We start from the raw sequence: 24381 nt of genomic DNA on the forward strand, positions 1-24381 counted from the left end.
TTCGGGTTTCCTTTTTATTAAAAATTTCAAAAAGGATAATAAATCTTGCCAAAATACATTCATAATATTACAAATATCGTAATATTTTAATGTATTCATAAATTATTTACGTTATAAAAAGCACAAAAACTACTAAAACCAAAATCCGATATTAAAATACCAGTTATTTCCACCAAGTTCCGGAGACCAGGTATAATGCAGTTCTATTGGTCCTAATACGGTTTCCCAACCGTAGCCCAAAGCATATCCGGAATAATCGGGAAGCGTAAACCATTCGCCAAAATCGAAAATATTATCTTCTATGTTGGCATAATTTGCAGCCACAGAAAAATGATGCTTTTTAGCGAATTCGTAATCTACTTTTACACTTCCTTTTACAAAACTATCTCCATTTAAGGACAACCAGTCATAACCATAAAACGATTTTATATTATTTATTAGGTTACCTCCATATCCCCCAAGAGCAAAATTAAGATAAGGTCCTTCATTCTCCCCAATGGTAAAACCTCCTTCATTAAATATATTTACTGACAAACGATCAAAAATTTTAAATGCAAAACCTACATCTGCTTTCCCGATTGAGAATTGCTTAAAATCGCTTTGATATGCCGTTGACAACAGGTAGAAATGAAAATCGGTATCTAAATAAAATCCTTCCTTAGGAAAATATTTATTGTCGTAAGAGTCGAAATTTAATTTTCCATACACGCTAAAATAGTTCGTGTTTTCGAAAGTTCTGCGGTTACTTCCCGAATCATTGGTAACGGTTTCCGATTCTATATTTAAATATTTCTGTTCGCCACCAATACTCAGAACCAAATCGGGGACAAACTGCGTCTGCACATAAAACTGATTAGTAAAATCCTTTAATTCGGTATCGATTTTATTCACTCCGGGTTCTACATCTCGAATTAATGCTGTTGCCGATACATTTCTGTTAAACTGATTAAATCTGGATTTAATACCGATACTCCAGTAAAATCCTTTATCTATATAATATTCAAAATTATACCTGACATTATCACCTAGAATAAAGTCCAGAGACGCCACATCGTTATTTAACATTAAACGCTTTCTGGTTAAATTTATTAAGGCTGCACTTTTATAAAGCTCGTCGTAATGCAGTGCAAACTTTAAAGCCGTTCGTTTAGAAGTTTCAATAACATGTGTTACCAGATTGTAACTTACCCCGTCAGAATCCGGTGTTAATTCGTAAATAAAACTATCAAAATTATTAGTAGCAATAAGATTATTTACACCGCTGGAAAAATCGACATAACTCACTTTAGAATCACTTTTAAGCTTAAGCTTCCCTAAAATATAAGCTCGCGTATAATGCTCGTTTCCGTAAATAGTAATACGTTTTATATTCAGACTGTCCACCTGCTTTATGGAAGGAAACGGAGGTCTATTTCCCGATTGACGTGACACAATCTCCTCTAAACTTGGCAGCTTCCGTTTAGCGGCAGCTTCGCCATTTTTAATAATTTCATCGCCGTAATCGAAAGAAATCACAGTAAAATCTTCAATATTCGGTTTAATATAAACATCGGTTTTCTGCACTTTTTTCTTCATGTCCTCGATAGCCGAATAATTATGGATCTGATACAGAATTTCTGTGGCCGATTTTAAATCTTTAGGCTTAGCTAACTCATCCTGAACATCCACGCCAATAACAACATCGACACCTTTAGCCTTCATCTCATCTAAAGGATAATTATTTACCACACCGCCATCAATATACACATGATCACCAATGTGCATGGGCTGAAACAAGGTTGGCAAGGCCCCGCTTGCCATAATTGACTGAGCTAAATTACCACGCTCTAAAACCACTGCTTTCCCCGTTTCCATGTCGGTAGCCATGCAAAAAAACGGAATGGGTAAATTTTTAAAATCAGCCACATCATTTACATGCAGAGTCAATTCAGATAGTAAATTAAAGGTATTCTGTCCGCGTGTAAGTGCTGTAGGTATGCGCACTTTAAAATTATCGAATGGCAACGTTAAGGCATAACGCTCTGAATTTTCCCGCTCATAATAGGTTTTGGACCTTCTGGGTATATTATCAATAATGATATTATCAAAATCGACCGATTTAAATATAGAATCTATAGCCTTCCCGGAATAGCCCGAAGCATACAAGGCCCCAACAATAGCACCCATACTGGTTCCGGCTACATAATCTACTCGAATTCCTAAACTATCTATAACTTTTAACACACCAATATGCGCAAGCCCTTTTGCCCCTCCGCCACTTAAAACAAGACCGACTTTTAAATCTTCTTCCGACTTATTTTGAGCAAAAAAAGGGGTACAGACTAACAATAGTACTGCTACAAGTAATACCCTCATTTAACGATTGTAATGATTAAAAATTTTTGTTCCTCTTGAAAGACCAACTACATCTTCGAGATCTTTTAACGACGCTTTCGATATACGCTTTACCGATTTAAAATGACTTAACAACTCGATTATGGTTTTTTCTCCAATTCCAGGAATAGATTCCAGCTCGGTATTCAGCGCACTTTTACTTCGGCGGTTTCGATGATGCTCGATTCCAAAACGATGCGCTTCATTTCTGAGTTGCTGAATCACCTTCAAGGTTTCGCTTTTTTTATCTAAATATAACGGAATTGGATCGTTTGGATAAAATAATTCTTCTAAACGCTTCGCAATTCCGATTATCGCCACTTTACCTCTGATTCCTAAAGTATCAAGACTTTTTAAAGCCGATGACAACTGTCCTTTTCCGCCATCAATTACTATAAGTTGTGGCAAGGGCTGTCCCTCCTCTATTAAACGTTTATACCGTCTGTAAACCACTTCTTCCATAGAAGCAAAATCATCCGGTCCTTCAACAGTTTTAATATTAAAATGCCTGTAATCCTTCTTACTTGGTTTTCCATCTTTAAAGACTACACAGGCCGCCACAGGATTAGTTCCCTGAATATTGGAGTTATCGAAACACTCTATATGCCGGGGTTCTTCATGTAAGCGAAGGTCTGTTTTCATCTGTGCCATAATACGTTTAACATGACGGTCCGGATCTGTAATTTTAATTTGCTTAAACCGTTCCATCCGGTAATATTTAGCATTGCGATGCGATAATTCTAAAATCCGCTTTTTATCGCCCAGTTGTGGCACTGTAACTTTTACCGCTTCTCCCAAATTAACTTTAAAAGGCACATAAATTTCTTTTGAATTGGAATGAAAGCGCTGCCTTATTTCTGTTATGGCTAATTCGAGTAATTGCTTATCTGTTTCGTCTAATTTTTTCTTTATTTCGAGAGTGTGCGAACGAATAATAGAACCGTAAGATAATTGCAGGAAGTTTATATAACCATAGCTTTCGTCGCTGGTTATGGAAAACACATCTACATTACTAATTTTAGGATTCACAATGGTAGATTTAGCCTGATAATTCTCTAAAACCTCTATTTTCTCTTTTACTTTCTGCGCGGCTTCAAACTGCATATTAGCTGCAAGTTGCTTCATTTGCTGCCGGAACTGAACCAGAGAATCCTTAAAATTTCCTTTTAAAATTTCGCGGATAGCCAATATTTTTTCTCCGTACTCTACTTCCGATTCATAAGCTTCACAAGGACCGTTACAGTTTCCTAAATGATACTCAAGACAGACTTTATACTTACCAGATTCTATTTTAGCTTCAGACAAATCAAAATTACAGGTACGCAAAGCATATACACCTTTAATTAAATCGAGTAAGGTGTGTACGGTTTTCATACTGGTATAGGGACCAAAATAGTCGGATCCGTCTTTTATAACCCTGCGGGTAGTAAACACTCGGGGAAACCGTTCTTTTTTAATACAAATCCATGGATAAGACTTATCGTCCTTAAGCAAGACATTGTAACGCGGCTGATGCTTTTTAATGAGATTATTCTCCAATAAAAGCGCATCTGTTTCTGTCTCAACCACGATATGCTTAATCTCGGCAATTTTTTTTACAAGCACACGGGTTTTACCACTATCGTGATGTTTAGTAAAATAAGACGTCACCCGTTTTTTTAAATTCTTAGCCTTCCCCACATAAATGATGGTTCCATCCTTATCAAAATACTGATAAACACCTGGCCCCGAAGGCAGTGTCTGCAATTGAATTTTTAGTACCGATTCGTCCATAACTCAAAGATACTACAACAAAATCAATTGCAATTAACCCGAAAAAAAATAGCATTTATTTATGTACATTTGAAATAACTTTTAAATACTTTCGTCACTTTTTTAAACAACGTATGGATAAACGTACTTTAGGTCGTGTAGATAAATTTGATTTCCCGAAACTGGACCTCTATGAAATAGATGTTAAAATGGATACGGGCGCATATACCTCTGCCATACACTGTTCTACTATAATTGAAGAAAACAACAGCCTGCGTTGTGTATTTTACAGTAAAGGACACCCTAATTTTAGCAGTAAAGAAGTAACTTTTACAGAGTATTCCTTTACCAACGTAAAAAGCAGCAATGGCATAAAAGAAAATAGATATAAAGTAAAATCTGAAGTGATAATTTTTGGTAAAACCTACAAGATTAATCTAACTTTAAGCACCCGAGACGATATGCGATTTCCTGTACTTATAGGCAGACAATTTTTAAAACGTAAATTTCTGGTTGATGTAGATCTTCAAAACTTATCTCATAATTTAAAAGCCACATGAATATTGTAATTCTATCAAGAAACGCAGAACTTTACTCGACAGACCGACTAATCGTTGAGGGAGAAAAGCGCGGTCATAAAATGGAAGTTATCGACCCGCTTAAATGCGACATTATAATTGAAAAAGAGAAACCTACCATCTTTTACAAAAACAGATATTTAGATTATGTAGATGCCATTATTCCTAGAATTGGTGCCTCGGTAACCTTTTATGGTTGCGCTGTGGTAAGACAATTTGAAATGATGAATGTATTTACCATAGTTACTTCAGATGCTATTCAGCGCTCACGCGATAAACTGCGCAGTTTACAACGCTTAAGCAAAGCCGGAATAGGCATGCCTAAAACGGTGTTTACAAATTATTCAAGAGATGTCGAAGAGGTTATAAACCATGTTGGTGGCACCCCGGTAATTATAAAATTACTGGAAGGCACGCAGGGCTTAGGTGTGGTCCTTGCAGAAACGAAAAATGCAGCTGAATCTGTTTTGGAAGCCTTTAATGGACTACAAGCCCGGGTTATCGTTCAGGAGTTTATAAAAGAAGCCAATGGTGCCGATTTAAGGGCCTTAATTGTAGACGGACACGTGGTAGGAGCTATGAAGCGCCAGGGTAAAGACGGCGAATTCAGATCTAATTTACACCGCGGAGGCTCAGCAAATATCATTAAATTAAGTGAAGCCGAATTACGCCTGGCTATAAATGCAGCCAAAGCCTTAAAACTACCTGTTTGTGGTGTGGATATGTTACAATCTGCCAGAGGACCTCTGCTTTTAGAAGTCAACTCCACTCCCGGGTTGGAAGGCATAGAAGGTGCAACAGGTAAAAATATCGCCAAAAGCATCATCACCTTTATAGAACGGAATGCAAAATAAAATATGGCTGCACCCAAGGACATTCTATACATTTTAGGAAAACCCATCCGACTTGGAGAAAGTGCGGAAATTAGCTTCGATGTAGCTAATTTACACACCTCTTCCAGTGTCGATGTTCCTATTTTTATAGAACGCTCCAAACGTCCCGGACCTACAGTTTTGTTTACTGCAGGCATACACGGTGACGAAGTAAATGGTGTTGAAATTGTGAGACAACTTATAGCCAAGGGCATTAACAAACCCAAAAAAGGCACAATTATCTGTATTCCTGTAATTAATATTTTCGGATTTATTAACCTTACCAGAGAATTCCCGGATGGACGCGACTTAAACAGGGTGTTTCCGGGTAACGAAAATGGCTCACTTGCCAGCAGAGTGGCTTACAAACTGATACACGAAGTTATACCATACGTGGATTATGTTATTGACTTCCATACGGGTGGTGCCGGGCGGTTTAACGCTCCTCAGATACGCATTGTAAAAGACAACCCAGATCTGGATGAATTAGCTAAGGCTTTCGGTGCCCCATTTGTGGTATACTCTAAAAACCTGAACAAATCTTTCCGCTATACCTGTTCAAAATTAGGTATTCCCATGTTGCTTTTCGAAGGCGGAAAATCTTTTCATCTCGATGCCAACATTACCAATACCGGAGTGAATGGAGCGAAGCGCGTACTTTCATTCTTAGGCATGTTAAACACAAAATTTAAAGCCTCAAAACCTAAAAAACCCTGCGTTTTTATTTTAGAAAGTCGCTGGCAACGCGCCAATTATTCAGGCATGTTCAGACCTACCCTCGATTTAATGGCTACAAAAATTAAAAAAGGAGACATTCTTGGCAATATTACAGATCCCTATGGTAAGTTTAACGATTTTGTAAGAGCAGAACACGGCGGATACATCATTAATGTAAATGAAGCCCCTATTGTATATCAGGGAGACGCTTTATTTCACATCACCAGAAAATTAAAACGATGACTAAAGCAGAATTAAGGAAACGCTATAAGGCAGAGCGAAAAGCATTAACAGAAACCACCTGTGACGACCTTAGTCTTGAAATTTCCAATCAGCTTCTAAAACTTCCGGTCTGGGACAAATCCTTTTACCATATTTTTTTAACTATAGCAGAACAAAAGGAAGTTAACACCGAATATATACTAAACATACTCTCGGGGAAAGATAAAAATATTGTGATTTCAAAAAGTAATTTTGAAACAAACGAGATGCATCATTTCCTGTTAACCGATGCCACTACCATTAAGAAAAACGAGTATAACATCCCGGAACCGGTAGATGGTATTCCTATACCAGACGCAAGTATCGAGGTTGTATTTATACCTCTTTTAGCCTATGATGCGCAAGGCAACAGAATTGGATACGGCAAAGGCTTTTACGATCGCTTTTTAAGCAAATGCAACCCTGATGTTATAAAAATTGGCCTATCATTTTTCGAAGCAGAAAATGAAATCTCCGATATTTCTCCTGAAGACATTCCGCTAGATTATTGCATTAGCCCCAAGCGCATTTATAAATTTTAAACGCCAATTTAGTCTTATTCAGTTTTAGGAAAAGCTTTTTTATTGAATAAAATCAGCAGTACAAAACCTGCACTAATAGCAACATCGGCGATATTGAAAACAGGTTCAAAAAAGGTAAAATACTTTCCTCCCCAGATTGGCAGCCATTCCGGCAAGTATCCTTTCCATATTGGGAAATACAACATATCCACTACCTTACCGTGCAAAAATGAGTCGTAACCACCTTCCGCAGGTAAAAAACTGGCAATCTGCCCATGACTATCACTAAACATAACCCCGTAAAAAACGGAGTCTATAATATTACCCAATGCCCCCGCAAAAATTAATGCTATCGCAAAAGTTAGATACTTATGCCCGTTACTCTTTATAGAAGAATACAGCCAGTATCCAATACCAAAAATGGCAAAAACCCGAAATACTGTTAAGGCTATTTTAGCAGCTCTATCTGAAATCAGATCTGAAAAATCACTGATTTTTGTTCCCCAGGCCATGCCTTCATTTTCAATAAAATATATCCTAAACCAGTTAAACACCGATACATCTTCTCCTAAAATAAAATGTGTTTTAATGTATATTTTACTTATCTGATCGATTAGAAGAATAAGGATAACAAGTATGGAAGTTCGTTTTAGGGACATGCTTTGGGTTTTCAGCAAAAATAGAATATTATTCTGTTTTATACACACTTATATCGCCATGAATAGATTTAAGCATTATTTCGTTTTGCCCCGGTACTAACGGACTTAACAAAAGGATTCCATGTCTGGACTCGGCAGTTACTTTGGTGTAATTCGTTTCTACTTTTATATCTCCATTTACTGTATTAACCCTTGCGTTTCCTTGAAAATGGTATAAACTACAACTTCCATCCCTAAGCTCTAAAATCGCATTATTATATTGCCCGATAACTTCTACCAGTCCAATATCACTATGTACATATAGGTTTAAATGCTCAGGCAACTCCACCTCCATTTCTATAGACATGACCTTGTGAGCACTAAGCTTATCATTATCGGCTGTAAATAAAGGATGAAAACCCGAACGGATAAACAGGGTGTCGGACTTCTGTTCAGATATAATCATCATATCCTCATAATGCTCACCTGCTATTCGCGTTTTAATAGCCATGCTTTCCGATTTTTTTGTGGTAACATGTATTTTATAACAGGTATTTCCGTTAATATATACTGTAGATATTCCGGCATTATTTATATGTTTTTCAATATGTTTCTGAGCAAAAACTGAAAAACAGGACATGTAAATTAGTAAAACTAAAAGCGATCTCATAAAAGCAAAAAACGCCTTTGCAAATGATTTTGCAAGGCGTTAATTTATAATGTTAACGTAAATATTATTGCATGTTTTTAGCTTCGATACTTAAGGTAGCATGCGGAACCAATTTTAAACGTTCCTTGCTAATAAGCTTACCGGTTACACGGCAAATCCCGTAAGTTTTATTTTCGATTCTAATTAAAGCATTTTTAAGATCACGAATAAATTTTTCCTGACGAATGGCTAATTGCGAATTCGCTTCTTTACTCATGGTCTCACTGCCTTCTTCAAACGCCTTAAAAGTTGGAGAGGTATCATCTGTACCATTATTAAGATCGTTCATATAGGCACTTTTAATTAAATCTAAATCGTGCTTAGCTTTTACAATTTTGTCCTGAATTAACTCTTTAAATTCAGCCAAATCCTTATCGGAATACCTTACGTTTACATCTACGCTCATAATGTTAGTGTTTTTCAATAAACAGTTTGGTCTGGATGTTATCGAAATCGACATCAATACCATTGTTTATTAGGTCCATAATTTCAAGTTCGGCGGTCAGGGTCTCTGCCTTTATATATTCTAAATTGGTCTGTACAGCATTTACAATAGCTTCATTCTTCTGAAGTTTCACATTAATTCTGTCGGTAACTTCAAAACCAGAATCTTTTCGTAAGTTCTGTATTCTGTTGATAAGCTCTCGGGCAATTCCTTCTTTTCTTAATTCATCCGTTATGGTTATATCTAACGCCACGGTTAAATTACCTTCGTTTGCAACCTGCCATCCTTCTATATCTTGAGAGGTAATTTCTACATCTTCTAGACCTAAAGTAAGACTTTTTCCATTAATTTCAATATTTACACCGCCAGTTTGTTCAATTTTTTTGATATCCTCGGCTGTAAACTTCCCTATTTCACTAGCTATCAACTTCATATCTTTACCAAATCTTGGCCCTAAAGCTTTAAAATTTGGCTTAATATGTTTCACCAATATATCTGAAGCATCTTCTAAAAGTTCTATATCTTTTATATTTACTTCATGTTTTATTAAATCGGCCACTGCTAAAATCTCAGATTTTTGCTCCTTAGTATCTATAGGAATCATTACTTTTTGCAATGGCTGTCTTACTTTAATTTTTTCTTTTGCACGTAACGATAACACCAAAGATGAAATCGTTTGTGCATTTTCCATTTTACGCTCTAAAGACTTATCGATATAGGTCTCATCGCAAACCGGAAACTCGGCCAAATGTACACTTTCAAAGTTTTCTTTATGTGTAACCTGTGTTAAGTCACGGTAAAGTTTATCCATAAAGAATGGTGCAATTGGCGCTCCAAGTTTCGAAATGGTTACCATACAATTATATAAAGTCTGGTAAGCCGAAATTTTATCCTGTTCGTAATCGCCTTTCCAGAATCTTCTTCTACTTAAACGTACATACCAGTTACTTAAATAATCCTGCGTAAAATCGGAAATTGCACGCGCCGCTTTTGTAGGCTCGTATTCGGCATAATACTCATCTACACGTTGTATTAAGGTGTGTAATTCCGATAAAATCCAACGGTCTAACTCCGGGCGATTTTCTAATGGTATATCTGCTTCTTCGTATTTAAAACCATCTAAATTAGTATACAAAGAAAAGAATGAGTAAGTATTATATAAAGTTCCGAAGAATTTACGTTTTACTTCTTCTACACCTTCTAAATCGAACTTTAGGTTATCCCAAGGGTTAGCATTACTAATCATGTACCAACGCGTAGCATCCGGTCCGTATTCCTTTAAAGTCTCAAACGGATCGATAGCATTGCCTAAACGCTTCGACATTTTCTGACCGTTTTTATCAAGTACAAGTCCGTTAGACACTACATTTTTATACGCTACAGAATCGAAGACCATAGTAGCTATTGCATGCAACGTATAGAACCATCCTCTGGTCTGATCTACACCTTCTGCAATAAAATCGGCAGGGAAAGAGGTTTTTCCATCAATCTTTTCCTTATTCTCAAACGGATAATGCCATTGTGCATACGGCATCGATCCTGAATCGAACCAAACATCGATCAAATCACTTTCTCTGCGCATTGGTTTGCCTAAAGGTGACACTAACACAATCTGGTCTACTATATTTTTATGTAAATCTAATTTTGCATAATTCTCTTCCGCATTATTTCCAACTTCAAAATCTGCAAAAATATCTTCAGCCAGCACACCTGCCTCAATGGCTTTTACCATTTCTGCTTTTAATTCTTCTACAGAACCAATACATAATTCTTCTTTACCATCTTCTGTTCTCCAGATTGGCAACGGAATTCCCCAATAACGCGAACGCGATAAATTCCAGTCGTTAGCATTGGCCAGCCAGTTTCCAAAACGCCCTGTTCCTGTAGCTTTAGGTTTCCAGTTTATGGTTTCGTTTAGCTGGAACATGCGCTCCTTAACATCGGTAACTTTTATAAACCAGGAATCTAACGGGTAATATAAAATTGGCTTATCTGTTCTCCAGCAATGTGGGTAACTGTGTTTATATTTTTCAACCTTAAAGGCTCTGTTTTCCTCTTTTAATTTAATAGCTATTTCTACATCTACAGAACGTTCTGGTGCCTCTTCATTAACGTAATATTCGTTCTTGACATATTTGCCGGCATACTCGCCCATTTCCGGACGAAACTTCCCTTGTAAATCTACCAACGGCACTAAATTTCCGTTCTCATCTTTTACAAGCATTGGTGGCACTTCCGGTGTAGCCTGTTTTGCTACCAAGGCGTCATCGGCACCAAAAGTTGGCGCAGTATGCACGATTCCTGTACCATCTTCTGTTGTCACGAAATCTCCAGCAATAATTCTGAAAGCATTTTCAGGGTTTTCATGAGGCAATGCATATGGCAATAACTGTTCGTAAGTTATACCTACTAAATCTTTCCCTTTAAATTCCTTAACTACATAAAATGGTATTTTCTTATCACCATGTTTGTAATCTAAAAGTGGTGGTTTAGAATCTACCTCAAAAAATTTACCAGCAAATTGTTTTCCTAATAACGGCTTTGCCAGAACGACATTCATTGGTTCAAAAGTATACTGGTTATAAGTCTCAACCAATACATAGTCTATTTTAGGCCCAACGGTCAACGCAGTATTACTTGGAAGGGTCCAAGGCGTGGTCGTCCAGGCTAAGAAAAAGATATCGCCTTCATCTTGTAAGAAATCAGGTAACGATTCGGCATTCGCCTTAAACTGAGCTACAATTGTCGTATCTGTTACATCCTGATACGTTCCCGGCTGGTTTAATTCGTGAGAACTTAATCCTGTTCCTGCTTTAGGTGAATACGGTTGAATGGTGTAGCCTTTGTACAATAATTTTTTATCGTAAATCTGTTTTAACAACCACCAAACACTTTCCATATATTTTGGTTCGTAGGTAATATATGGATCATCCATATTTACCCAGTACCCCATTTTCTGTGTCAGGTCGTTCCAGATATCGGTATAACGCATTACTGCTTTACGGCAGGCTGCATTATAATCTTCTACAGAAATGGTTTTACCAATATCTTCCTTGGTAATTCCTAATTCTTTTTCTACTCCTAATTCAATTGGTAATCCATGAGTATCCCAACCCGCTTTACGCTTTACCTGGAATCCCTTCATGGTTTTATATCTCGGGAAAATATCTTTAATAGAACGTGCTAACACGTGGTGAACTCCCGGAAGTCCGTTTGCCGAAGGAGGCCCCTCGAAAAACACAAAAGGCTCATGCCCTTCTCTGGTAGTTACACTTTTTTCAAATATATGTTCTGACTCCCAAAAACTAAGAATTTCTTCAGCTATTTTTGGCAGGTTAAGACCTTTATATTCAGGAAATCTCGTACTCATTTGTTCTGTTTTCTTATAAGAACGCGAAATTAAGGAATTTTAAGAAAACTGAAGCCTATAATACGGAAAAATCACCCGGTTAAGAGCACGAAACACCTTATTTATTTAAGGGTTTCAAGATATTCATCTAAAAACCGGTTTCCTTTAGCAATAAGCAAATCTTCTTCCGCTTTAGCTATATTCAACGTTGAGATTGTACGCCCTTTGTTTATGTAGATTTTCTTTTCACTCGCCGCGGAAGATTCCACAACTACCGTTACCAGTTTATTGTTCTGATAATAATAATTTTCCTCGCGAGAATTTCCCGTCTCCTCCACATTTTTAACGTGACACAAATCGTGGTTATCCTTATTATAATTTACATAATATTTGAAAGTCCCAATATCGTCCTGTCCCTGAGTATCTGTTAAAGCCCCTTCTACCACAGTTTGTCCTAAAGTATGATTTTCATTCACCTTAACCATATACGTATCCAAAGCTGAAACCATATCGGCTTCGCTTTTACCAGCGTGTGTTCCGCAGGCCATTGCCAACAGCACAAGCACCAATCCTAAAGCAGTCTTTAATTTCATAATAATTAGTTTTTACTACACCTCCTAAACACCTAATTAAGAAGCATATACAAATATAAAAGAAAACCCCCGAACATTTTGTCGGGGGTCATTTTCATTTTAGCTCAAAAAAACGAATTACCAGATTTTTACACGCTCTTCCGGCTCTATATACATTTTATTGTCTGAAGTAATTCCGAAAGCCTCATAAAAAGACTCTACATTTAAAAGCGGCTGAACAGCACGATTCATACCCGGAGAATGCGGATCAGTTTTAATCTGATTTTTTAAAGCATCATCTCTGTATAATGTTCTCCAAACCGTAGCCCAGGACATAAAAAATCTTTGCTCTGGTGTAAAACCATCTATTTTACCTGGATTTCCATGCGCTGCCAAACTCATTTGTAAAGCATCATAAGCTGCATTTACACCACCAAGATCTCCAATATTTTCGCCTAAAGTAAATTCACCATTAATATAAGTTTCAGGTAATACTTCCAAACTACTGTACTGATCTGCCAATGCCTGCCCTAAAGCCGTAAATTGTTCTAAATCTTCATCGGTCCACCAGTTATTTAAATTTCCGTCTTTATCGTAACGCGCTCCAGAATCATCAAAACTATGTGAAATTTCGTGACCAATTACAGCTCCTATTCCACCATAATTCACAGCGTCGTCTGCTTTATAATTATAAAATGGGGGTTGTAAAATAGCTGCAGGAAACACAATTTCATTAAAAGAAGGATTAAAATATGCATTAACTATCTGCGGCGCCATATACCATTCCGATTTATCTACGGGTTTACCCAATTTATCCAGGTTTTCCTGGAATCTCCAGGCACTTGCATTCTGCATATTCTGAAGGTAAGTTCCACCAGCTTCCACATCTTTAATTTCAAGTGCTGCATAATCTTTCCACTTGTCTGGATACGCTATTTTTATTTGAGTAGCCTGAAGTTTTTCTATTGCTTTCTTCTTGGTATCCTCGCTCATCCATGATAATTTTTCTATACGAATTTCGAAAGCCTTGATTACATTCTTAATCATATCTTCAGCTTTAGCTTTTGCTTCCGGCGGAAACACTTTATCTACATACATCTTCCCTAAAGCTTCACCTACTGTTCTGTTTATGGTTTGTAAAGCGCGTTCATCTCTTGGTCTTTGCTTTTTATCACCTCGTAAGGTTTTACTGTAAAACTCCCAGTTTGCATACTCTAAATCATCGCTTAATTTACTTGCGGCACCATTAATCGCATGCCAGCGTAAATACGCTTTCCAGTCCTCCACTTTATCTTCAGCTAAAACCGTTTGTAAGGCCTTCATATATTTTGGCTGAGACACTACAATGGTATCTAAACCTTTTGCACCAATACCATCAAAATATCCCTTCCAGTCAATCACCGGAGTCATATTCTGAAGCTCAGCAACAGAAGTAGGATTATAAGTTTTTCTTCTATCTCTTAATTCTACTTTATCCAGTTTTGGTTCAGCTAAAAGAGTCTCGAATGCTAAAATTTGCTTAGCCTGAGCATTAGCTTTTTCCTCGGTATCTCCTAAAAACTGAAGCATTTTAGTAATATAAGCCACATAAGCTTCGCGTTTTTCTTTAGAGTCCGCATCGTCTTTAATATAGTAATCCCTATCTGGTAAGCCCAGTTTTCCTGTACCTAAATAAGCGGCGTTTTTATTACTGTCTTTAGCATCTGCTCGCACACTAAATCCGAAAAATCCTGCTCCACCTTTAGGCTCCATTTCTGTTAAATACGCTTGAAGCCCATCGATATTCTGAATACTCTCAATTTTATCGATAGTTGGTTTTATAGGCGTTATACCTGCTTCATTTCTTGCAAGGGTATCCATTATGGTTTCATAAAGAAAAACAGCTTTTTCCTGATCTGAGCCCGGCAACACCTGAATATGATTCAGATCTTTATTATCAGACATCGCTGCTTTTAAAATACCTAAAGCATCTTCGTCTGTTTTCTGGCGCAGTGCATCGAAACTCCCCCATCTGGAACGGTCATCCGGAATGGCATTGGTTTTTACCCAGTTTCCATTAACATAATTGAAAAAATCGTCTTTAGCACTTACCGTGGTGTCCATTAATTTTAAATTAATTCCCGGTGTAGCTTCTTCTTTAACGACCTCTGCCATATCACTTTTTGCTTCTTTTTTACAGGCTGTAACCCCCGAAAATGCAATAGCACTTAACACAGATAATTTTAAAATGTTTGTTTTCATAGATTTAAATTTGGATATATTTTTTATAAAGTCCAAAACCAAACATCCGGACTTACGTTTATATTTCAGTTTAAAATTCACAATTACAGCTAGACAATAATCCCCACCAGATCCTCTATTTTTGAGAGCAACTGAATTTTTATTCCTTTAGGTCGTATTGCTATTTTATTGTATTTCGATACGAAAATTGTTGAAAAGCCAAGTTTTTCGGCTTCCAGAATGCGTTGTTCCACACGCTGCACTGGTCTGATTTCCCCCGACAGCCCAACTTCGGCTGCAAAGCAAAAATCTTTCTGAAGTGAGTCATCTTCATTAGAAGATAAAATAGCCGCAACAACGGCCAGATCGATAGCCGGATCATCTACTGTTATTCCTCCTGTAATATTCAAAAACACATCCTTTGCTCCTAAGCGGAAACCTGCGCGTTTTTCCAAAACAGCCAACAGCATATTCAATCGCTTGGCATTAAAACCAGTCGCACTACGCTGGGGTGTTCCGTAAACCGCAGTACTAACAAGCGCCTGAACCTCTATCATTAAAGGACGCATACCTTCTAAAGTTGCAGCAACAGCATTTCCACTAAGTTCTTCGTCCTTTTTAGAGATGAGTATTTCTGACGGATTTGATACTTCTCTTAAACCCGAGCCCTGCATTTCGTAAATCCCTAACTCGTTGGTAGAACCGAATCGGTTTTTATTTGCTCTTAAAATTCGAAACACGTGATTTCGATCGCCTTCAAACTGCAAAACCGTATCGACCATATGCTCCAGAATTTTTGGTCCGGCAATATGACCGTCTTTAGTAATATGACCAATTAAAATTACAGGAGTAGACGTTTCTTTAGCATATTTAATAAGCTCGGACGTGCACTCTTTTATTTGAGATATACTCCCTGAAGACGATTCTATATAATCGCTGTGTAGGGTTTGAATAGAATCGACAATTACAATATCGGGTTGCAAATCTTCGATTTGCTTAAAAATATTCTGCGTCTTGGTCTCTGTTAAAATATAACAACTCGTATTATTCGGATTAATACGCTCAGCTCGCATTTTAATCTGCTTCTGACTTTCTTCTCCGGAAACATAAAGTGTTTTATACGGTAATTTTAAGGCCACCTGAAGCAATAACGTACTTTTACCAATTCCCGGCTCTCCGCCAAGCAGCGTTAATGAACCTGGCACAATACCGCCCCCAAGCACACGATTAAATTCAGCATCAAACGTATCTAAACGCGCTTCAGTAGCCGAATCTATTTCGTTAATCAACAAAGGCTTTGATGCTCTTTTCCCTTGACTTTTTGTTACAGAAGCCACCTTCCAATCGTTCTTCTCAGCAGTCTGAACTACTTCTTCCACGATGGTATTCCAGGCCTTACAGGCATTACACTGCCCCTGCCATTTCGCATACTGCGTACCGCAACTCTGACAAAAAAACGTCGTTTTTACTTTTGCCATTAATACCCGAAATCTGCTTTAAGACGGTTGGCACGTTCAATCATATCATCTTTGGTTAAACCTCCTATTTCATCAAAAATATAAGACGACTGATACGTTTTCATGGCTTTTTTAGGCTGTCCGGTTTCTTCGTAATAACGCGCCAGATAATATTGTCCCAGCAAGGCTTCCGGATAAGCATCGCGAGCTAGTTTCCCTAACTCCTGATAATCCTTATACTCCTCCTTTTTTTCTATAGCCGCCGCTATAGCTTTAAAGTCGTTTACCAATATGGTTTTATCTACACCGTACAATTCTTTAATTAATTCGTACTTCGTTTTTAGATACTCGATAGGAGGATCGTCTGACGCCAGAATTTCGCGCTCGTATTCTTTAGAGGTGATGGGCTGATACACATAAAATATATCGGATAAAGCTTTCGGAATCGCCTGAGCAGCCACAGAATAATGTGTTAACCCTTCAAACAAATCGTAGTTATACTTAAGATTATCATTATCAATTTTATCCAGTAAAGTATTTAAAAGCTCAGTACCGGTTTTTACAGATTTAATATCGTCTGAGGCTGTACACAAATAATAAAACACTTTACTATCTATTTTAGACAAACGGTCCGGCATATATTTAGTCATGTTAGGTGCCAGCTCCGGACTTATAACAATATACGCCTGAAACAACGGCTTCCCTTTTAACAGATAATAATTGATAAAATTAGCTGTAGCACCATGACCGATGGCCACTCTAAAATTTTCGGTACGATACTTCTCTTCTATAAAAGGAATAAGCTCCATACCAATAAACTCAAAAAACTTGGCACTGGAATCTATAGGTAAAGAATTTTGCTCGGAAAACATGGTATCATTATAACGATCTTCCACCTGTTTAATCCCAACAACAATAACATCTGGCACATCTTCCCAATACGAATAATAATCTAAAGTTCCTGCAACGGGTTCGAACATATAATCGGCATCGAACACCAGAACAATCGGGTACTTTTTATCAGTATTTTCGGAATATCCACGGGGCAATTGGATCTTTAATTTCCTTGTTGCTCCTAATTTTTCAGACTTAATGGTTTCGTAAACGGCCTGAGATGACACGAGTTGAAACGCAAAAAGGAATAGAATTATAGCAAAACTTTTTTTCATATTTAAAAGAGTTAGTGCTATGCAAGGTATAAAAAATTAGCGTTTTAATACAAGAATCTTTTTCTAGAATAAAACCTAAGCTAAAAACTAGCTTTGATCTGCTTTTCTATTGAAAACCGGAAGTAGCAACAAAGACAGCCCTCCGCAAAGAATAATCATAAGTGTTTGAGACGACCACATAATCCAGCCAAAAGCTATACTTGGTCCCTGACCTATTCCAAAAAGGGAAAACGCCGCGTATACCGCGACCGGATAAGAACCAATCCCGCCATTTGTTGCTGCAATACTAAAACTTGCAGAAATAAAACCAATTAGAACAGCACCTACAGTTATAGGGTGTATACCTTCTATCGCAAAAGTGGTAACATAAAACATAAGCACATACATGCCCCAGATAAACAGGGTATGCGCTATAAACCACCATTTTTTCTTCATTGTAAAAATACTCAACACACCTTCAATCAAACCAGACAGAAAGGTTTTGATTTTTATAGCCAGAATCGACTGACTTTTTCTAATGTAAAGTATAAATCCTAAACCAGCTAAGACCAGAATCACAACACCTAAAATGAGTTTCGGGAGATTAAATTTCTCAAGAAAGAAATTAAATATGAAGTCGAACTGAAAAAAAAGCGTTATAAAAATGATTCCGAACATAACCACAAGGTCTGCAATACGTTCGGCAACTACAGTACCAAATCCTTTTTCGAAAGGCACGTCTTCGTAAGTCGAAATAATTGAAACTCGAGCGACTTCTCCTGCCCTGGGAATGGTATAATTAATTAAATAGCCTGCAAACACAGCCATAACACTATTTAAAAATTTTATCTTATAGCCCAAAGGCTCCAACATAAACAACCAGCGATACGCCCGGGACAAATGACTTAACAAACCTAAAAGACCTCCTAATAAAATCCACCAGTAATTCGCATTTTTAAAATACACCAGTAATTCATCTAAACTTACTTTAGACAAGGAATACCATATTAAAAAAACTCCCAACAGAATTGGGAGTATTATTTTTAATATTTTGAGGCTTTTAGATTTCAACTACTATATGTTAAATCAATTTATTTGTTGCTTCATCAGGAAACACTAAAGACGGTTTAAACGTCTTAGCTTCTTCAAAATCCATAAAAGCATAAGTTATTAAAATAAGAGTATCACCAACAGCTACACGTCTGGCAGCTGCACCATTTAAAGTAATCTCTCCACTATTTCTAGGTCCAGGAATAACATAAGTTTCAAGGCGTTCTCCATTGTCGTTATTTACAATTTGAACTTTTTCTCCCTGAATAATATTAGCAGCATCCATTAAATCTTCGTCGATTGTAATACTACCAATATAATTCAGGTCTGCACCTGTACATTTTACTCTGTGAATCTTAGATTTTACTACTTGAATTTGCATTTTGGCAAAGTTAATTAATTAAGTGCTATGTTATCGATTAATCGAATATCATCTGCGAAAACCGCAACAAAGGCACGATATGTTTTTTGTTTGTTAATATTTTGAGCCGTTTTCAAAGAATCTTCTTCTGCAATTGTAAAGTATTCTAACTCTAACAATTCCTGCTTTAAAAACTCATTTTCAACCCATTGCGTAATCTCTAAAGCACTTTTTGTGCCAAACTGTGCTTTGGCAGCTGTTAATGTTTTGTAAATAAACGGCGCAGCCTCAGCGTATTGCGGTTTAAGTCTAACATTTCTGGAGCTCATAGCAAGCCCATTCGGCTCTCGTAAAATTTCGCACCCTACCACATTTACCGGGATATTATGTTTAGCAACCATTTTTTTAATAATTGCCAGTTGCTGGAAATCCTTTTCCCCAAAATAGGCATTATCTGGTGTTACAATTTCAAACAAACGTTTTACTATAGTCCCCACCCCATCAAAATGTCCTGCGCGAAATTTACCTTCCATTTCATGCTCCAGACCATCAAAATCAAATTGAGTGGAAACCACGCCTTCATCATAAATATCCTCTACCGAAGGAGTGTAAACCATAATATCATCAGAAATTGTTTGTAGCAATTCCAGATCCTTCTCCAGAGTTCTAGGATAGTTAACCAGATCTTCTTTATTGTTAAACTGAGTTGGATTAACAAATATGCTCACTACAGAGCAGTCGTTTTCGCTTATAGAACGTCTTACCAAAGACAAATGCCCTTCGTGCAGCGCTCCCATTGTAGGAATTAACCCAATAGTTTTAGCCTGAGACTTTAGGGTCTTAATTTCAGATTTTAATTCCGATTTTTGTGTAAATACCTTCACTCTAAATAAAAATTAACGCCTGCAAAATTAATATTTTACTGGCAATCTGCATAAAATTTTGTAATTTTGCGTGTTTTTTATTTTGAATTTACAATAAGCCTAGTAATTTATGAAAGATAAGAGGATATTATACGTATCATCTGAAGTAGTTCCCTATTTACCAGAAACAGAAATCTCATCCATGTCGTTTGAAGCCCCTAGAATGGTTAACCAGCAGGGCGGACAGATTCGGATTTTCATGCCCAGATATGGTAATATAAACGAAAGAAGACATCAATTACACGAGGTCATCAGGTTATCCGGAATCAACCTAGTTATTAACGACTTAGATATGCCTCTGATTATTAAAGTGGCATCTATCCCTAAAGAGCGCATTCAGGTCTATTTTATCGATAACGACGAATATTTTAAGCGTAAGGCCACGCTTACCGACGAAAGCGGCAATTTATTCCCAGACAACGACGAACGCGCTATTTTCTTTGCAAAAGGCGTAATAGAAACTGTAAAAAAATTAAACTGGTCGCCTGATATTATTCACGTTCATGGCTGGTTAGCAGCTTTATTACCACTTTACCTTAAAGAATATTTTGCGGGCGAGCCATTATTTAGCGACAGTAAAATTGTAACTTCCGTTTACAACCAGGGTTTCGAAGGCACATTAAACCAAGACATGGCTTCAAAAGTTAAATTTGACAATGTAAATGACGAAGCTGTAAAAACTTTAACAGAGCCTACGTATAATAATTTAATGAAAGTTGCGATAGATTATTCTGATGCTATAATTATTGGTTCAGAAGAAATCCCTGAAGCATTATCGAAACATCTGGAAAGCCTGGACAAACCAGTATTAGAATATAAAGATAAAGAAGAGTTTAGTGAAGCTTATTCTAACTTCTATACCAACGAAGTTTTAAAATAGTTCACTGTCATCTCTCATTTTGCATTTATGAAAAAGACCCTAAAAGCCCTTAAAAACACAGGTTTTCTTATTCTTGTATTAAGTCTTATAATCGCCTGCGATAAAGACTACAACACCATTGGAACAGACATTATTGGAGGAAAAGATTTTATTACAGACAGTATTTCCTATCCTGTAACAGCATACACTAAAAAAGTAAAACCAGTACAAACCAACGGGCTAACATCTAATCTGTTAGGTGTTTTTAATGACCCTGAATACGGTTTAACTACAGCAAATGTAGTAACTCAAATCGTTCCTCAAAATTACAATCCGTCGTTTGGAACCGACGCTACAGTAGATTCGGTAACACTTGTTTTACCCTATTACTCGACATTACTGGAAACAGACGACGACGATAATTCAACTTATAAAATAGATTCGCTTTTTGGTGGAGATCCTATAAAATTATCCATCTACGAAAACAAATATTACCTGAGAACTACAGACCCGAATTCGAATTTCGACGAATCTCAGGTTTATTATTCCAATGCCAACGAAAGTATTAACTTCAATAATTTTACTGGCGAATTACTTTACAGTACGGAGGATTTTGTTCCGAGTGAAGATGAAATAATAATTAAAGAAATAAACGAAGATACCGAGGAGCTTGAAGTTTCGGAACGTTTATCGCCACGCCTAAAAATCACCTTCACCAACAACAACTTCTGGCAGCAGATGTTAATAAATAAAGAAGGTAGTCCAGAGCTTAGCAACCAGAATAATTTTGTAAATTCATTCAGAGGTTTATATTTCAAAACTGAAGCTATTAATGGAACTGGAAATCAGGTTATGTTAAACTTCTCAGATTCTGAAGCTTTAATCACCATGTATTACTCCTATAAAAATGATGATTATGACGCCGAAGATGAAGATTCTGAAGAAATTTTAACCGGAGAATTCACTTTGTCTTTCAACTCCACAAGGTTGAACACATTGGAAAGCGATATAGTATATAACGATGGTAACAGTAGTACCGGAGACGACAATTTATACCTTAAAGGCGGGGAAGGTTCTATGGGAATTATCGACCTGTTTTCGGGAGCCGATGACGACGGCGATGGTTTATCGGATGTATTAAACGAATTTCAACGTAATAAAGACAAATGGTTAATAAACGAAGCACAGTTAACCATTTATGAAGACCCGGATAAAACGTATCAGACAGATGACTACCATTTATACGACAGACTATTTGTTTACGATGTAAAAAATAGCACTGCTCTTGTAGACTATAGCGCAGACCCTACATCAAGCACATCGTCTGCATATATTTCAAGTATTTACCATTTAGGACAGCGTATTGAAAGTAAAGCGGGAACGTACAAATACAAAATTAGATTAACCGAACATATTAAAAACATTTTAAAGAAAGACTCTACCAATACAAAATTGGGTATAGTGCTTTCCACAAATGTTAATTCTGTTTCACAGGCACGCTTGTTGGACAGCGATGCAGACGAGGTAACAACCCTTCCTTCGGGAGCAGTATTGGAACCAAAAGGCACCGTTTTATACGGCAGCACAACCAATGTACCAGAAGGATTGCGTGTTAAATTAGATATTTACTATACAGATACAGACCAAGAAAACTAGAACAAAAAAACTATGTGCGGAATAGTAGGATATATAGGCTACAGAGAAGCCTACCCCATTGTAATTAATGGTTTAAAGCGATTGGAATATCGCGGTTACGATAGTGCAGGTATTGCATTATTTGACGGTCAACAACTTAAAGTTGCAAAAACAAAAGGAAAGGTTGTAGATTTAGAAGCACGCGTTAAAGAAGAAATTACAACCAACGGACATATTGCCTTAGGTCACACACGCTGGGCAACTCACGGTGTTCCTAACGATGTTAACTCTCACCCGCATTACAGCAATTCGGGGAACCTTGTAATTATTCACAACGGGATTATCGAGAACTACGAATCCTTAAAAAAAGCCTTAATTAACAGGGGCTACACTTTCAAATCAGATACGGACACCGAAGTTTTGGTTAACCTGATTGAAGATGTTATGACTAAAGAAAACCTGAAACTTGGTAAAGCGGTTCAAATTGCACTAAATCAGGTTGTAGGAGCATACGCTATTGCCGTATTTGATAAAAACAAACCCGACGAGATTGTAGCTGCAAGACTTGGAAGCCCATTAGCAATTGGTGTTGGACGCGAAGAATTTTTTATAGCGAGCGACGCTTCTCCGTTTTTAGAATTTACTAAAAATGCCATTTATCTGGAAGATGAGGAATTAGCAATAATCAGATTAGGTCGCGAAGTAAAAATCAGAAAAATTTACGACGACTCTACCGTAGACCCTTATATTCAAGAGTTACAGTTAAATCTGGAACAGATTGAAAAAGGAGGCTACGAGCATTTTATGCTTAAAGAAATCTACGAGCAGCCCAGTGCTATATTAGATACGTTTAGAGGCCGTTTACTTTCTAATGAAGCTATAATAAAAATGAGCGGTATCGAGGACAATATGAAAAAGTTCCTGAATGCCGACCGTATTATTATTGTAGCCTGTGGCACCTCGTGGCATGCAGGTCTTGTTTCAGAATATATTTTTGAAGATTTAGCCAGAATTCCGGTTGAAGTTGAATATGCTTCGGAATTCAGATACAGAAATCCGGTTATCACAGAGAAAGATATTGTAATTGCCATTTCTCAATCGGGTGAAACTGCAGATACTCTGGCTGCTATAAAACTGGCAAAATCCAAAGGCGCTTTTGTTTTTGGAGTTTGTAATGTTGTAGGCTCATCTATTGCAAGAGAAACTCATGCAGGGGCATACACTCACGCCGGACCAGAAATTGGAGTGGCTTCAACCAAAGCATTCACAACTCAAATTACAGTTCTTACATTAATCGCTTTACGTTTAGCGCGTGCTAAAGGCACTATTTCAAGTTCAGATTTCCGTCATCATTTAATTGAACTGGAACTGATTCCTGATAAAGTTAAAAAAGCATTAGAATCGGACGAGTATGTAAAAACCATAGCAGACATTTATAAGAATGCTAAAAACTGTCTATACTTAGGTCGCGGATATAATTTCCCGGTAGCCTTAGAAGGTGCCTTGAAATTAAAAGAGATTTCGTATATCCACGCTGAAGGCTATCCTGCAGCCGAAATGAAACATGGACCTATTGCCCTTATCGACGAACAAATGCCTGTAATCGTAATCGCTACTAAAAAAGGGCATTATGAAAAAGTAGTAAGTAACATTCAGGAAATCAAATCCAGAAAAGGCAAAATTATAGGTGTAGTTACCGAAGGTGATACTCAGGTTAAAGATTTAGCCGACCACGTGATAGAGGTTCCAGAAACTTTAGAAGCGTTATCCCCTCTTTTAACAACAATACCTCTTCAACTATTATCGTATCATATCGCGGTAATGTTAGGAAAAAATGTAGATCAACCGAGAAACCTTGCGAAATCGGTAACAGTAGAGTAAGTTCTACAACATACAATTTTATACATCAAGGCACTTTTAACATATTGTTAGAAGTGCCTT

General features: G+C 37.2%; 20 protein-coding genes. 7 read left to right on the forward strand and 13 right to left on the reverse strand.

Features of this window, described 5'->3' with window-relative positions; translation table 11 throughout:
- Positions 1-132: 132 nt before the first annotated feature.
- Positions 133-2355: a patatin-like phospholipase family protein gene (locus I3217_RS11650; RefSeq protein ID WP_435049933.1), complete on the reverse strand. Its 2223-nt coding sequence runs from the start codon at positions 2353-2355 to the stop codon at positions 133-135.
- A complete protein-coding gene (gene uvrC, locus I3217_RS11655; RefSeq protein ID WP_435049934.1) occupies positions 2356-4146 on the reverse strand; it encodes an excinuclease ABC subunit UvrC in 1791 nt (596 codons plus the stop codon).
- Positions 4147-4259: 113 nt separating this feature from the next.
- On the opposite strand from uvrC, the gene I3217_RS11660 reads away from it, so the two are divergent.
- Genes I3217_RS11660 through I3217_RS11675 form a run of 4 tightly spaced genes read left to right on the forward strand, consistent with a single transcriptional unit; the run spans position 4260 to position 7095 of the window.
- The gene (locus I3217_RS11660) at positions 4260-4685 is read left to right on the forward strand and encodes an ATP-dependent zinc protease family protein (RefSeq protein ID WP_435049935.1); all 426 of its coding nucleotides are present in this window, start codon (positions 4260-4262) and stop codon (positions 4683-4685) included.
- Positions 4682-5557, forward strand: a complete 876-nt coding sequence (gene rimK, locus I3217_RS11665; RefSeq protein WP_435049936.1) for a 30S ribosomal protein S6--L-glutamate ligase — start codon at positions 4682-4684, stop codon at positions 5555-5557. The genes I3217_RS11660 and rimK overlap by 4 nt, the downstream gene beginning before the upstream one ends.
- Positions 5558-5560: 3 nt before the next feature.
- On the forward strand, positions 5561-6535 hold the full coding sequence (locus tag I3217_RS11670; protein WP_435049937.1) for a succinylglutamate desuccinylase/aspartoacylase family protein: 975 nt from the start codon (positions 5561-5563) through the stop codon (positions 6533-6535).
- Positions 6532-7095 (forward strand): 5-formyltetrahydrofolate cyclo-ligase, encoded by a 564-nt coding sequence (locus I3217_RS11675; protein WP_435049938.1) that lies wholly within the window; start codon positions 6532-6534, stop codon positions 7093-7095. The genes I3217_RS11670 and I3217_RS11675 overlap by 4 nt, the downstream gene beginning before the upstream one ends.
- A gap of 14 nt (positions 7096-7109) precedes the next feature.
- Here the strand turns inward: I3217_RS11675 and I3217_RS11680 are convergent, their stop codons facing one another.
- The 11 genes from I3217_RS11680 to panC all read right to left on the reverse strand — a co-directional run bounded on the left by I3217_RS11680 (position 7110) and on the right by panC (position 19907).
- Positions 7110-7733: a lipoprotein signal peptidase gene (locus I3217_RS11680; protein WP_435049939.1), complete on the reverse strand. Its 624-nt coding sequence runs from the start codon at positions 7731-7733 to the stop codon at positions 7110-7112.
- 28 nt (positions 7734-7761) lie between these two features.
- Positions 7762-8382, reverse strand: a complete 621-nt coding sequence (locus I3217_RS11685) for a hypothetical protein (RefSeq protein ID WP_435049940.1) — start codon at positions 8380-8382, stop codon at positions 7762-7764.
- A gap of 64 nt (positions 8383-8446) precedes the next feature.
- Positions 8447-8827 (reverse strand): TraR/DksA family transcriptional regulator, encoded by a 381-nt coding sequence (locus tag I3217_RS11690; protein WP_435049941.1) that lies wholly within the window; start codon positions 8825-8827, stop codon positions 8447-8449.
- Between the two features lie 4 nt (positions 8828-8831).
- Positions 8832-12236: an isoleucine--tRNA ligase gene (ileS, locus tag I3217_RS11695; RefSeq protein ID WP_435049942.1), complete on the reverse strand. Its 3405-nt coding sequence runs from the start codon at positions 12234-12236 to the stop codon at positions 8832-8834.
- Between the two features lie 101 nt (positions 12237-12337).
- Positions 12338-12808 (reverse strand): hypothetical protein, encoded by a 471-nt coding sequence (locus tag I3217_RS11700; protein WP_435049943.1) that lies wholly within the window; start codon positions 12806-12808, stop codon positions 12338-12340.
- Positions 12809-12925: 117 nt separating this feature from the next.
- Positions 12926-15028 (reverse strand): M13 family metallopeptidase, encoded by a 2103-nt coding sequence (locus I3217_RS11705; RefSeq protein ID WP_435049944.1) that lies wholly within the window; start codon positions 15026-15028, stop codon positions 12926-12928.
- An 89-nt stretch (positions 15029-15117) separates the two neighbouring features.
- Positions 15118-16485: a DNA repair protein RadA gene (radA, locus tag I3217_RS11710; protein WP_435049945.1), complete on the reverse strand. Its 1368-nt coding sequence runs from the start codon at positions 16483-16485 to the stop codon at positions 15118-15120.
- Positions 16485-17633, reverse strand: a complete 1149-nt coding sequence (locus I3217_RS11715) for an alpha/beta hydrolase (RefSeq protein ID WP_435049946.1) — start codon at positions 17631-17633, stop codon at positions 16485-16487. Before I3217_RS11715 ends, radA begins: the two co-directional genes overlap by 1 nt.
- A gap of 87 nt (positions 17634-17720) precedes the next feature.
- A complete protein-coding gene (locus I3217_RS11720) occupies positions 17721-18608 on the reverse strand; it encodes a lysylphosphatidylglycerol synthase transmembrane domain-containing protein (RefSeq protein WP_435049947.1) in 888 nt (295 codons plus the stop codon).
- An 85-nt stretch (positions 18609-18693) separates the two neighbouring features.
- A complete protein-coding gene (gene panD, locus I3217_RS11725; RefSeq protein WP_435049948.1) occupies positions 18694-19044 on the reverse strand; it encodes an aspartate 1-decarboxylase in 351 nt (116 codons plus the stop codon).
- A 14-nt stretch (positions 19045-19058) separates the two neighbouring features.
- Positions 19059-19907, reverse strand: a complete 849-nt coding sequence (gene panC, locus I3217_RS11730) for a pantoate--beta-alanine ligase (RefSeq protein ID WP_435049949.1) — start codon at positions 19905-19907, stop codon at positions 19059-19061.
- 109 nt (positions 19908-20016) lie between these two features.
- On the opposite strand from panC, the gene I3217_RS11735 reads away from it, so the two are divergent.
- The 3 genes from I3217_RS11735 to glmS are packed head-to-tail and all read left to right on the forward strand — an operon-like array spanning position 20017 to position 24321.
- Positions 20017-20826 (forward strand): glycogen/starch synthase, encoded by an 810-nt coding sequence (locus tag I3217_RS11735; RefSeq protein ID WP_435049950.1) that lies wholly within the window; start codon positions 20017-20019, stop codon positions 20824-20826.
- Between the two features lie 27 nt (positions 20827-20853).
- The gene (locus tag I3217_RS11740) at positions 20854-22461 is read left to right on the forward strand and encodes a DUF4270 domain-containing protein (protein WP_435049951.1); all 1608 of its coding nucleotides are present in this window, start codon (positions 20854-20856) and stop codon (positions 22459-22461) included.
- A gap of 12 nt (positions 22462-22473) precedes the next feature.
- The gene (glmS, locus tag I3217_RS11745; RefSeq protein WP_435049952.1) at positions 22474-24321 is read left to right on the forward strand and encodes a glutamine--fructose-6-phosphate transaminase (isomerizing); all 1848 of its coding nucleotides are present in this window, start codon (positions 22474-22476) and stop codon (positions 24319-24321) included.
- Positions 24322-24381: the final 60 nt, after the last annotated feature.

The organism is Formosa sp. S-31 (assembly GCF_051172795.1).
Classification (GTDB): domain Bacteria; phylum Bacteroidota; class Bacteroidia; order Flavobacteriales; family Flavobacteriaceae; genus Formosa.